Raw genomic sequence first — 12,481 nt, 5'->3', positions numbered from 1 at the left:
AAGCTCGGAAAAACTGCTTATAGATAACCTTGTGGATAACTTTAAAAGTTGTGAGATAATTTTTCCAAAGGCGGCAAAGGCTTGATCTAGTGCAAAAAATACCCATTTTGTAACTTTATATTTCTTAAATCTGTTTAAAAATCACCAAAACTAGAAAAGTGCTATAAATTCAATGTTTAATAAAAATATAACAAAATAATACGCAGATGTATCAGTTTGGTGAACAGTATCTTGTTTACAATGTAAACGTGTGTATATTGCAAATTATATCAAGACCTATCTCTCAGATTTTAAAAGGATAGGTCGAATCCAATAAAGGGACAGGTTATGAGTCAAGAAGAAAAGTTACCAAAAATTTTAATTGTTGAAGATGATGAACGCCTTGCACGACTTACGCAGGAATACTTAATTCGCAATGGTTTGGAAGTTGGGGTAGAACCAGATGGCAACCGCGCGATTCGCCGTATTATTGCCGAGCAGCCCGACCTTGTGGTGCTTGATGTGATGTTACCAGGTGCCGATGGTTTAACCATTTGTCGTGAAGTTCGTCCACATTATCATCAACCGATTTTAATGCTGACTGCGCGTACTGAAGATATGGATCAGGTGCTAGGTCTGGAAATGGGTGCAGATGACTATGTTGCAAAACCTGTGCAGCCGCGTGTGTTGTTGGCGCGTATTCGTGCTTTATTGCGCCGTACCGACAAAGTGACTGAAGATGAAGTGGCACAGCGCATTGAATTTGATGATTTAGTGATTGATAACGGTGGCCGTTCTGTGACTTTAAATGGTGAATTGGTTGATTTCACCAGCGCAGAATATGACTTGTTATGGTTATTGGCTTCAAATGCAGGGCGTATTTTATCTCGTGAAGATATTTTTGAGCGTCTGCGTGGTATTGAATATGATGGTCAAGACCGTTCAATTGACGTGCGTATTTCACGTATTCGTCCAAAAATTGGCGATGATCCTGAAAATCCAAAACGTATTAAAACTGTGCGCAGTAAAGGTTATTTATTCGTTAAAGAAACCAACGGCATGTAATACGCTTTTTTTTCTGAGTCAAATACTGGCTCAAATATAAAATAAGTCACATAGGACGGGTTTTGTGCTTAAACACAGTATATTCTTGCGCATATATGCAGGATTGGTGATCTTAGTTGCAGTAGTTGCCATTTTGGCGTACTTATTGGTGCAAATCATCAACTATCAGCGTGCGCAAGAATATCGTGAGTCTTTAACTGATGGTATGGCTTATATTATTAGTGAAGGGATTGCACGACAGCAAAACGAACAGCAAAAGAAAGACTGGATTTCTGATGCATCCGATTTGCTGGAATTGCCCATCTACTATGTGCAGGCAGACAAAGTAGATTTGTCGCGCGCAGAGCTTAGACGGATTAAAGAACGTAAAGCGGCTGTGCGCTATAATGCCGAAAATATGATTGCCTATATTATTTTGGGTATGAAAGATGATCCAAATCATTATTTATATATCAAGGCAGATAAAATTACAGAACGGCAAATGAAAGCTTTGCCGATTTTTGTTTTAGATTATTTGGTGTATTACCCGGGTCAGGAAAAAGAATATCTAGCCAAAATTCAGCAGCACTTTTCTTATCCAGTCAATATTAAAAATATTCAGGAACTGCCACTCGATTCTGAACAGATTGGGCGTTTAAGACTCGATCACAGCATTATTTTATATCGTGACAATGCCACCGTGCGTGGTACAACCATCTCGATTGTGTCACCGATGCCAAATTCACCCTCAGAAGTCTTGGTTTTAGGGCCTGTGCCGTTATTTAACTGGATGCCATTCCAGTTGGCAGCAGGCATTACCTTGCTCAGTATGTTTATGTTGAGCTTGGGGGTTTATGGTTTGATCTTGCCTATGCAACGTAAGATCCGCCAAGTGAACTATGCCTTAAACCGCACCAAATCGGGTGATTTAAACATGCGTTTGCCTGTAGATGGCACAGATGAAATGGCAAGTTTGGCATCTAGCTATAACAGCATGTCTGACCATATTCAGCGTTTGATTGAAGCGCAGCGTGAACTGATGCGCGCTGTATCGCATGAGCTGCGCACGCCTGTGGCACGTATTCGTTTTGGTATGGAAATGCTGGCAGAAGAAGATGATTACGAATATCGCTTACAGCAAGTCGAAATGATTGATAAAGATATTGAGGCTTTAAACACCTTGATTGATGAGATCATGACCTATGCCAAACTTGAACAGGGCATGCCATCTTTAGAAATTGAAAAGATCGTTTTGGTTGAAGTGCTAGAGCAGGTGGCTACGGAAACAGAAGCATTGAAAACCCAAAAAGATATTCAATTGCTTGCCCCACCTGTGACTTTGGAAGTGGAAGCTGAACGCCGTTACTTGCACCGTGTGGTACAAAACTTGGTAGGTAATGCTGTGCGTTACTGTGACCATAAAGTCTTGATCAGTGGCGGTATTAACGAACAAGGCATGGCCTATGTTTGTGTGGAAGATGATGGGCCGGGGATTCCCGAACAAGACCGAGAACGTGTATTTGAAGCCTTTGCTCGTTTAGATGACAGCCGCACCCGCGCTTCAGGTGGTTATGGTTTAGGTTTGTCTATTGTAAGCCGCATTGCTTATTGGTTTGGTGGCAAAATTGAAGTCGATCAGAGTCCGAACTTGGGTGGTGCACGTTTTATGATGGTTTGGCCTGCCAAACGGTTTAGTAAGGCAAGAAAAAAAGCCGCAGCAGAGAAAGAAAAAACCACCGATTCATTGACTTGAATTGAGTGCACCAAAACTAATTTTAGACATAAAAAAACCAGTGCAATTCAAGGCACTGGTTTTTTTTAATTGCTTTTTTATCTCTATGCAGATCAATCTATAACTTAGTGCGATTCTTTATATAGCTGATCGGCCTGTTCAAAACGGTCTGTCACTTCATGACTTGGCGCTTTGCCCAATAAACTCACTACGACAATCGCAATCCAAGAACAGACAAAGCCCGGAATAATTTCATAAATACCTGTATCTGCCCAAAGGTTTTTCCAAAGAATAACCATAAGTGCGCCGACAACCATCCCCGCCAATGCACCATTTAAAGTCATGCGTTTCCAGAATAAAGATAGAATAATCAGCGGGCCAAATGCTGCACCAAAGCCTGCCCAAGCATAAGAAACCAGTCCCAATACTTTGGATTCAGGATTACCCGCCATCCAAATAGCAAGCAGGGCAATCATGAGTACCATGCCGCGTCCGACCCAGACCAATTCATTTTGTGAGGCATTTTTGCGTAAGAATGATTTGTAAAAATCTTCAGTTAAAGTACTTGAGCAGACCAAAAGTTGACAGCTTAGGGTACTCATCACGGCAGCTAAAATTGCAGCCAGTACCACACCTGCCACCCACGGATTAAACAGGATTTTGGTCAATTCCATAAATACTGTTTCAGGATTGGCATTGACCACACTTGCCAGTTCAGGATGTTGCTGGAAGTAGGCGATACCAAAAAAGCCCGCAGCCACCGCACCGCCTAAACATAAGGTCATCCATGTCATGCCAATACGACGTGCATTCGGAATAGACTTGACTGAATCAACTGCCATAAAACGCACTAAAATATGTGGCTGTCCAAAATAGCCTAAGCCCCATGCCATGAGGGAAATGATCGCGACCCAGCTTAAATCTCCGACTAAATTCAGCGCCTGCGGACGAGCCGCTTCTAAAGCAAGTGTGACTTGGCTTAGGTCAGAAAAGCTGAGTAGGGTAATGATAGGGGTCAGCAAGAGCGCAAAAATCATCAAGCCAGCCTGAATGGTGTCCGTCCAGCTGACTGCCAAGAAACCACCAATAAACACATAGCTGATGGTGGCAATAGCACTAATCCACAATGCAGTGCTATAAGGCAGATCAAACATACTTTCAAATAAACGCGCACCTGCAACCATGCCCGAAGCACAATAAATCGCAAAGAAAATTAGAATTACGCAGGCAGATACAATCCTTAAAATTTTTCTTTGATCATTAAAACGGTTAGAAAAATAATCAGGCAAAGTCAGTGCATTGTGCTGTACTTCGGTGTGTACTCGTAAACGACCTGCCACCAAAAGCCAGTTTAGCCATGCGCCAATAATCAGACCAACGGCAATCCACATTTCAGACAAACCTGAAAGATAAATGGCACCGGGCAAGCCCATCAGCAACCAACCACTCATATCGGATGCGCCTGCAGAAAGTGCGGTGACAAAACTGCCAAGACGACGACCACCTAAAATGTAGTCCGAGAAATTTCGAGTCGCGCGATAAGCCAATAAACCAATGACAATCATGGCGACAATATAAAACAGGAAAGTAATAATGGTGGGGTTGAGTGCGCTCATACAGTATCCATTTGGGTTTTGGACAGTCGATTAAAATACAGACCGCTGCTAGATGTGAGTCACTCAATTTGGTGAGTGCAGAGATCTCATCTGCGGTACTGATTTCATCAATAAACGCGAAATTTAAACATACATTAAAAAATATTTCAGACTTTTTTCTGAATACGCATAAAAATAGGCAGCTTGAAAGCTGCCTATAATCTTGATGTTTTTGCTGATTGCTTATGGATTATTACGTCCCATAACACCACGAATGGTGTTCAAGACATCTGCAGGTAAGACCACAGTTTTGGCATTGTTCGATTTCGCCATATCTTGCATGGCTTTTACGTATTGCTCACCCAATAAGTACGCCACAGGAATTTCTTTATCACCTACCGCAGAGCTGACCATTTCAATAGCGCGTTGTGAAGATTCTGCCAATACAACTTGTGCTTCAGCATCACGACGCGAAGCTTCTAAACGACCATCGGCTTCTAAAATAGCCGCTTGTTTTTCACCATCGGCTTTGGTTACGGTAGCACGACGCTGACGTTCTGCTGCAGCTTGTTCTTCCATCGCTGCCTGCATGGTATGTGATGGTTTAATATCTTGAATTTCTACAGTTTTAAGGGTAATTCCCCAGTCTGAAATATCATCAGAAATGGCTGCTTTGAGTTTGGCTTTGATGTGATCACGTGAAGACAAGGCATCATCCAAATCCATTTCACCCACAATAGAGCGCAATGAGGTTTGAACAAGGTTTTGAATCGCCCAAGTATAGTTTTCAATGCCATACACTGCTTTTTCAGGAGTCGTGAGGTTTATGTACGCAACCGCATTCATGAGTAGAACTGCGTTGTCACGGGTAATAACTTCCTGAGATGGAATATCTAATACAATATCTTTGGTGGTGACTTTATAGGCCACTTCATCGACATAAGGAATGACGAAGTTAAGTCCCGGTGCAAGCGTGGTGTGGTATTTACCCAGACGTTGCACAATCCACTTATAACCTTGCGGAACAATTCGCACGCCTTTAAAAATGGTAATTCCAACAAAGGCTAAAATCGCTAAAACAATAATAGATCCACCAGACATTTTAATTTCTCACTTTTTCGTTGTCATGTGCGCTGTGATGCGGCTGCACCACCAAATCATTACCCAAAATATCAATCACGCGAATACGATCTCCCACTTGCACAGGGCTTGTGGTGCGGCAGTTCCATTCGTCTGAACCAAGTACGGGCATCGGGAAACGGACTTTAATTTGATCATGTTCCAAGTTGGTTTGAATAACCATGCCAATTTGTCCAATAGTGGCTTCGCGTGACAAGCCTGCTTTGGTTTTATCGGTAGATAAGGGTTTGATAAATTTAAACCACGCCAAGGTACATAGTACCGACAAGATAATCCACATCACCAATTGGGTGGTGGTACCCATCATGGGGAACATCCAGTATAAAATACCGACCATGACTGCCCCAATACCAAACCATAAAGCGGCAAACGCAGGCAAGACCAGTTCTGAAAGCATTAACAGAACGCCTAGTACAAACCAGTGCCAAGGTTCAAGAACGAATTCCATACATCTACTCGCGTATTTTTTACGATTGGTTAATTCTAATTGCTTAGAGAAACGCATCGACTTAAAAAGATGCGCTCTCATCACTTTAACAGATCAATAAGTTTATGAATATTAAAAAAATCACTGAATCCTAAAATTTCGGACGCGGTGCAGGTTTCAGCGCGGCAGGTGATTTTTTAAAGTTATTGATGGCTTGCAGAATTGCTTTGACCTGTAATTGTGCGGCTTTTTCACCTTCTAAAATGGTTTGGTTACTGGCTTTTAAATCTAGAGTACCAATATGTCCAACTTTAGGTTGAATCACGATATTGGCCTGCGCCAATTCCTGATTGATACTTTGCTGTCCCATAATATTTAAAGTTTGATCGAGTAAGCCCCACATGCTGACAGGTTGATTGCCTGTCGGACGTGCAGAAATATCCACCGCAATGACTAAGTCGGCACCCATCGCTTTAGCCGTCTGTACGGGAATTGGGCTGACCAAGCCGCCATCCACATATTGTGTTCCGCCAATGGTGGCAGGTACAAAAACATTCGGAATACTGCAAGAGGCGCGCACGGCTTGACCTGCATTGCCTTTAATAAAGTCGGCTTTACGTCCATTATCTAAACGTGTGGCAACGGCAGCAAAACGAATTGGAAATTTCTCAATCGGTTTATTGGCTACGTGTTGATTGACAAAATCTTGTAACTTTTGACCTGCAATAAAACCCTGTCGGTTTAAGGTTAAATCACGGATGTCGGATTCTTTAAAGGTCAGGGCAATGTGTTGGAGTTGGTAAGGACTTTTGCCACTGGCGTATAAACTGCCGACAAAGCTGCCTGCACTGGTGCCTGTGACAATTTTTGGTTTAATCCCGTGAGACTCTAAAACTTTAATGACGCCAATATGTGCAAAACCTTTAGCACCACCGCCACCCAGCGCCAGTGCAATTACAGGTTCACGTGCTTGGATAGGTGTGGTGCTTGGCGGAGTTTTTGTTGTTTTGTCGCAGCCAGCCAAAGTTAGAGCAAGTACGCTCACTAAAGAATAACGAATCAGTTGCATATCAAATCTAAATTTAGATCAAAGAATATTGCGCCCATCTGAACAAAAAATAGAAACTTTGACTAGCCCTTTTTCAAAAGCTTTTGTAACGGTTTTGCCAACCAATGTGGATTTTTAGCCGAAAACTTGCCGTGATATTGCGTATAAATTGCATCTAAATCTTGAGCATAATCGCCCGTAGGATGAAACACGCCCAAAATATGAATGGTTTTGTGTGCATAATCAAAAGAGAACATCACAATTGGGATATTGGCGCCGTAGGCAATATGGTAAAAGCCACTGCGGATATTTTCGGCTTGTTTACGTGTGCCTTCGGGCGCCATACCAATCCAGATTTTTTCTTTTTTTCGTACAATCTCAATAATATCTTGGGTATGTCCTTGAGGAGAATGGCGCACCACAGGAATTACCCCAATCCAGTTTAAAAGTGGCTTGAGTGGGGTTTCAAATAAAGTGTGCTTACCAAAAATAGTAATTTGAATACCTAAACCGAGTAGGGCGGTAAAACCATGCCACGCATCAATATTTGACGTATGCGGTGAGATAATCGCAACTGCTTTGGGCAAGTTGGGAAATTCGCCCACCATTTGCCAGCCTTGCGCCAAAAAAATATTTTTAAATAAAGCACGACTGCTGGCTGTTCCACGTTGTGGAACTTGGTCGGGTAACTGTGGAAATTGCCGTGCACTGCGTGCAAAAGGATTGGTGATTTTCATGAATGCGATGTCATCCTGACGTGCGTGATTAACAACAATAAATACCCAATATCATGACGCATGAATCTAAATCTATTCAAGATATTAGACTTTCGCTTTGTCTGATTCATTGGCAAAATAGTCGAAATCTGAATGTGAAAGTGATGAAAAATAACAATCCATTATTCAAAATTTTAGTGTAGTACTGCGTTTTTTTGATCTTTTGCCCATATCTAAATTGAGATGCTATGCCCAATTTGCGCCAAACTTATTTGTTGTTATTTTCTCTGTATTGGGCGCAGGGCTTGCCTGTTGGTTTTATGACCCATGCCTTGCCTGTGATTTTACGTGCGCAAGGTGTGTCTTTGGCACATATTGGCGGTTTCGGTTTGTTAATGCTGCCATGGTCAATCAAAGTGTTTTGGGCACCTTTGGTGGATCGCTTTGGACATTCATATTTTGGGCATTATCGTAGCTGGATTTTGCCGTGCCAGTGGCTGAGTGTTTTGGTGCTGATTGGGCTGTCCTTTTTACCGATTGAGTCCTTAAATCACCCTATCTATTTGTGGGTGTTTTTTGTGGCTTTGCTCGGTATGAACTTGGTCGGTGCAACCCAAGATATTGCCACCGATGGTTTGGCGGTCAATATTTTACAAGCCAAACAGCAACATTGGGGTAATACCTTTCAGGTGGTTGGTTCACGACTGGGCTTTATTGTGGGTGGTGGTGCAATTCTGTGGGCATTGGATTGGCTAGATTGGCAAAAAACTTTCTTAATTTTAGCGGGATTGGTGTTTTTAAATACCTTGCCAATTTTAATGTTTAAAGAGCCACAACATGCTGCTAAACAAGTGCTTGTTCAAGCCCAAAGTAAAATGTCATTTCACGCACGTCTTGCTGCGATTCGTGAATATCTGCGCTATTTTGTGGAAACGCCTGTACTGTACGCATGGCTATGGGTGTTACTCAGCTTTAAAATTGCCGATGGTTTGGCTGGCCCTTTATTAAAACCTTTAATGGTAGATTTAGGCTTAAGCTTTTCTCAAATTGGCATTTATGTGACCATGTTGGGAGCAATGGCCGCTTTGTTGGGTGCAGGCATCGCAGGGTTGATGCTGAAATGGTGGTCTAGAGCGCATGCCCTCATCATTTTTTCTGTGCTTAAAATTTTGAGTTTAGTGGCCTATGCTTATTTGGCTGAATTGTATGAACAGCAAGTTGATGTTGCACACTGGCTGATTTATAGCATTAATGCTGCAGAAGATTTGTGCTCTGCCATGTTACTTGTGGTGATGCTGACCTTGATTATGCAGTACAGCCGTAAACAATACGCAGGGACCGACTTTACATTTCAGGTTGCGATTATGGCGACTGTGAGCGGGGTACTCTATACCCTGAGTGGAATGTTGGGCGATGCTTTAGGCTATGCGAATTACTTGCTGTTGATTTGTGTTGTTGCGATTTTATGCCTTGTCACGATCTGGAAATGGGCAAAGCTTGCGAAAAGCGCTCACTCATCCACGCTCGAATAAGAAGATAGATCATCAAGACAGAATGACAGGCTTAAACCACTTTAAAAAATTCATTGAGTGGAAAAAATAAAAGCGACCTTTAAAGAGTCGCTGGAGTATAAAAGGTATCCACATTGAAGCAGATACCGATCTCGTTTTTGTGATTTTCAAAAATTATTATTTGCGCTTTCAGTGCTTCACTTCGGCAGCGCAGGTAGTATAACTTTTAATTATGACAATCCTGCGACAACTTAAGTCGCATATAGGTGTGTTGCAGCTAAAATCAACATATTCTAGCTGCGATATGCAGTATTGATTGCCAGTGTCCATTGTTGGTGATTACAACGCGGACAGGCTTCATTGGCGTGTTCAAGTAAACGGACATGCCCACAATACATGCAGGCATAATATGTGTTTGGAGTTGTGCGGTACACGGGTTGGCAAGCTTTAGGAAATAAGGGTAAACCATAGCGTGTGGCACCGTCATGAAAAAATAACATGCTGAATTTGCCATCAGTTTCTAGTAAACCGACACGTACTTGTCCCAAATGCTCCACACCTTGTTGACGCATTTCGGCAAAGAATTCATCATGCGACATTTTGCCGTATTTAATTTTTTCTAAGACCAGTTCGCCATTTTCTACAATATACAGCGATTTACCTTCAATCAAATCTTCAAAGGGTTGGTATTTCATCATGAGCCATGTGGTCAGGCGATACATTCCAATCACTACTGTCATCACCACCAAGGCGTGTACCAAAGGTAAATCTTCAGTGAACATGGGGTCGCCCGCAATAGAACCGAGCGATAAAATAATGGCCAATTCAAAAATGGAAAGCTGGCGTACTCCGCGTTTCCCTGTAAGGCGTAAAAATAGAATAATCATGCTAAACATGAGTGCTGCACGAATCATTAATTCTGCAACAAATGTCCATGTGGTGTCGTGAATGAAGATGGTGAACCAATCCATAGATTGTCTATTTTGTTATTTTGATGCTTGATACTATGCTTAAATTGAGTGGGTAAAATAGTGGTTTTGAGTAAAGAACTGCAATTATTTTAGTGGTTTAGGAAAATAATTTTTAATTTTTTTGTCTAAAAACTATAAATAAAAAATAATGAATCAGAAGATGAATTCACAACTATTACAATTTGCCAAATCTATGCGTCATGCTGCTACGGATGCTGAAAATTTGCTGTGGCAACTACTTCGTGCAAACGCTTTATGGTGCTCAAATTTAGACTTCCGTAGATGATTGAACCGTATATTGTAGATTTTTACTTTCATGAAATTGGTTTGGTGATTGAGTTGGATGGTAGTAAGCATGGAACAGATGAGGGAAAAGAATATGATGCGGAACGAACCAAGTTTTTAGAGGCTTTGGGTTTAACCGTTGTGAGGTATTGGAATCATGAGGTGTTGGGGCTGACGGATGCGGTGTTGGAGGATTTGTGGCACAGATGTTTTGAATTAAAAAATACCTCTCCCTAACCCTCTCCTAAAAGGAGAGGGAACTCCATTGTGAAATTCACATAAGCATTGAATCAAATGAAACTCCCTCTCCCTGTGGGAGAGGGTTGGGGTGAGGGCTAATTTAAAAGTTGATTCAGAAGTTCAGGCAGTTCTTCAAACTTCTCGAACCAAATAATATTTACACCAAGTTCAGAAAATATTAACTCTTGTAAATTATGATGACGCTCGAGAAAAGAAGATTCTAAAATAGCTGATTTTTTCGATTTTTTTGAAATTTCAGAAATATTAATACGTTTTAAAAATGCAAAATGTTGAATACTTTCATTTCCAGATTGAGCGATTTCAAGTAAACGACGTAAATTAGGGTCATCCATTGATAACCCAATCATAATGCATGTATTTTCTTTTAGAGTTGATAATTGGATTAGGTTTGACCAATGGTAGGGATTAGAATACATGCGATGGTATCCTTCCTCTGAAAAGATTAAGTCCATTTTTTCAAACGAGCTGTCATTTTCTAATTCGATATTTTCAGGGATAAATCCATGTACGTGGTATACAGGTAACTCTTCATTACTATATTTATCGTTGTCTAAGAAGATTGTTCTAAATTTTAAATTTGAATTACTTAAATGTTGTTCAATTAAATTGTCGAAATTATATGTAATGATAGATCTTACTTTAGCTCCAGTTCTAGTAGGAATACATAATTTTCCGATACTTTTGATTAATTCTGATTCTTTTTTCTCTTTGTTATATAGATTCTTTTGTAACTCTTTTATAAAGCCTTTTGAATCTTGGTCTTGAGTAGAAAATCCAGTACGTAAATATCTTGCAGAAAGTAAGGCAGATTTTAAATATTTCTCTGAAAAGGTTTTGCTAATATGTCTAATGATTTCAGCATACTCTCCCGCTGTCATAGAGCCTAAGTCGGTATTGTCAAGACTGCTATTAACTAGGTAGGTAATAAATAAACTTGAAATTAGTTCATCCCAACTAGGTAGATTTGCACTGCATGATACGCCAGCCCCAAGTAATAGAGAGGTCTTTCCACTAGCATTATATTGTAGCTGTAGTTTTTTCAGTAAATCTTCTCTATTAGTTTTCCAATTTTCAGTTTTAGAAAATACTAAATTTTGAATTTTTACTGAGAATAATTTATCTACTAAATCATCAACTTCTTCTTTTAAATCTATTAAAATTTCATTCAAGAAATTTTTACTATAAACTTTAAACTCAAATTTCGAATTTGGATATGAGTAGGATAGGTTTTTCTGTAAAATTGCTGCATCATTTTCATCTAAAAAGGTGATAAGAATAATTGAGTTATATTGATCTTTATTTATTAGATTGAAAATTAATGTTTGGGTCTTTTTTAACTCGAATTCTTGATCAGTTTTTTTTCTGTTGCTTTTATAGTCACTTAATAATATTTTTTCTAAATCAATAAATATTTCCATACCACAAGGAGCTTTATGATTTTTGAAATCTGTTTCAAGTGTGAAGTCAAAATCATATGATCCATTTTTCTTTTTTTTATATTTAATTTTATTTTTATCAAAGTACTTGGATAAAATTGTTTCAATCAGAATTGAAATATCAACTTTTGTTATAATTCCATGATTTTTAAAAATTTCTTTAATTAAACTATCAATATTCATAATGTGTAAAAAGAAGCCCCTAAAGGCCACTGCTGTCCCATAGTTTGCTTTAAATAAAAAAACCTGAGTCCTAACAGTTAAAATATGAGTGCAAACAAACACTTTAACGACCAGGATTCAGGTTTTGTCACATCAGAATACCGTATTTCATGA

Annotated in this window: 10 protein-coding genes and 1 pseudogene; 4 read left to right on the top strand and 7 right to left on the bottom strand. The window is 40.1% G+C overall.

The annotated features are described in order from the left end of the window. Positions 1–327 precede the first annotated feature (327 nt). Together bfmR and bfmS are read left to right on the top strand one after the other, a co-directional pair. Positions 328–1,044 (top strand): response regulator transcription factor BfmR, encoded by a 717-nt coding sequence (gene bfmR, locus AC07E5_RS11875; RefSeq protein ID WP_096902057.1) that lies wholly within the window; start codon positions 328–330, stop codon positions 1,042–1,044. A 64-nt stretch (positions 1,045–1,108) separates the two neighbouring features. Beyond that, positions 1,109–2,776, top strand: a complete 1,668-nt coding sequence (bfmS, locus tag AC07E5_RS11870) for a sensor histidine kinase BfmS (protein ID WP_131260700.1) — start codon at positions 1,109–1,111, stop codon at positions 2,774–2,776. 104 nt (positions 2,777–2,880) lie between these two features. Here the strand turns inward: bfmS and putP are convergent, their stop codons facing one another. From putP to AC07E5_RS11845, 5 genes are all read right to left on the bottom strand, one after another. Next, a complete protein-coding gene (putP, locus tag AC07E5_RS11865) occupies positions 2,881–4,371 on the bottom strand; it encodes a sodium/proline symporter PutP (protein WP_179996907.1) in 1,491 nt (496 codons plus the stop codon). Between the two features lie 222 nt (positions 4,372–4,593). After that, positions 4,594–5,451 carry an SPFH domain-containing protein gene (locus AC07E5_RS11860; protein ID WP_004972306.1) on the bottom strand — a complete coding sequence of 286 codons (858 nt, stop codon included), beginning with the start codon at positions 5,449–5,451 and terminating at the stop codon, positions 4,594–4,596. Position 5,452: 1 nt separating this feature from the next. Continuing rightward, entirely contained in the window at positions 5,453–5,938 is a 486-nt protein-coding gene (locus tag AC07E5_RS11855) for an NfeD family protein (protein WP_096902094.1), read from the bottom strand. A gap of 130 nt (positions 5,939–6,068) precedes the next feature. Further along, entirely contained in the window at positions 6,069–6,986 is a 918-nt protein-coding gene (locus AC07E5_RS11850; RefSeq protein WP_180186498.1) for a patatin-like phospholipase family protein, read from the bottom strand. 62 nt (positions 6,987–7,048) lie between these two features. Then, a complete protein-coding gene (locus AC07E5_RS11845; RefSeq protein WP_004972299.1) occupies positions 7,049–7,702 on the bottom strand; it encodes a 1-acyl-sn-glycerol-3-phosphate acyltransferase in 654 nt (217 codons plus the stop codon). Positions 7,703–7,929: 227 nt separating this feature from the next. Here AC07E5_RS11845 and AC07E5_RS11840 point away from each other — a divergent pair, with 227 nt between their 5' ends. Then, positions 7,930–9,213, top strand: coding sequence for an MFS transporter (locus tag AC07E5_RS11840; RefSeq protein WP_179991154.1), 1,284 nt, complete (start codon positions 7,930–7,932; stop codon positions 9,211–9,213). Positions 9,214–9,485: 272 nt separating this feature from the next. On the opposite strand, the gene AC07E5_RS11835 is transcribed toward AC07E5_RS11840, so the two are convergent. Beyond that, positions 9,486–10,163 carry a YetF domain-containing protein gene (locus AC07E5_RS11835; RefSeq protein WP_498625534.1) on the bottom strand — a complete coding sequence of 226 codons (678 nt, stop codon included), beginning with the start codon at positions 10,161–10,163 and terminating at the stop codon, positions 9,486–9,488. Between the two features lie 148 nt (positions 10,164–10,311). Between AC07E5_RS11835 and AC07E5_RS11830 the strand changes: the two are divergent. Continuing rightward, positions 10,312–10,685, top strand: a pseudogene (locus tag AC07E5_RS11830) (endonuclease domain-containing protein). Positions 10,686–10,783: 98 nt separating this feature from the next. On the opposite strand, the gene AC07E5_RS11825 reads toward AC07E5_RS11830, so the two are convergent. Then, complete coding sequence (locus tag AC07E5_RS11825; protein WP_498625532.1) at positions 10,784–12,328, bottom strand: SIR2 family protein; 1,545 nt, start codon at positions 12,326–12,328, stop codon at positions 10,784–10,786. Positions 12,329–12,481 lie beyond the last annotated feature (153 nt).

The organism is Acinetobacter seohaensis (assembly GCF_056431365.1).
The sequence above is the reverse complement of the archived record's forward strand: the minus strand, read 5'-3'. Positions and strand labels throughout refer to the sequence as shown.

Bases quoted from the DNA above. Each gene is read 5' to 3' on its own strand.
- bfmR (WP_096902057.1), top strand. From the start codon at position 328: ATGAGTCAAGAAGAAAAGTTACCAAAAATTTTAATTGTTGAAGATGAT.
- putP (WP_179996907.1), bottom strand. From the start codon at position 4,371: ATGAGCGCACTCAACCCCACCATTATTACTTTCCTGTTTTATATTGTC.
- AC07E5_RS11860 (WP_004972306.1), bottom strand. From the start codon at position 5,451: ATGTCTGGTGGATCTATTATTGTTTTAGCGATTTTAGCCTTTGTTGGA.
- AC07E5_RS11855 (WP_096902094.1), bottom strand. From the start codon at position 5,938: ATGGAATTCGTTCTTGAACCTTGGCACTGGTTTGTACTAGGCGTTCTG.
- AC07E5_RS11850 (WP_180186498.1), bottom strand. From the start codon at position 6,986: ATGCAACTGATTCGTTATTCTTTAGTGAGCGTACTTGCTCTAACTTTG.
- AC07E5_RS11845 (WP_004972299.1), bottom strand. From the start codon at position 7,702: ATGAAAATCACCAATCCTTTTGCACGCAGTGCACGGCAATTTCCACAG.
- AC07E5_RS11840 (WP_179991154.1), top strand. From the start codon at position 7,930: ATGCCCAATTTGCGCCAAACTTATTTGTTGTTATTTTCTCTGTATTGG.
- AC07E5_RS11835 (WP_498625534.1), bottom strand. From the start codon at position 10,163: ATGGATTGGTTCACCATCTTCATTCACGACACCACATGGACATTTGTT.
- AC07E5_RS11825 (WP_498625532.1), bottom strand. From the start codon at position 12,328: ATGAATATTGATAGTTTAATTAAAGAAATTTTTAAAAATCATGGAATT.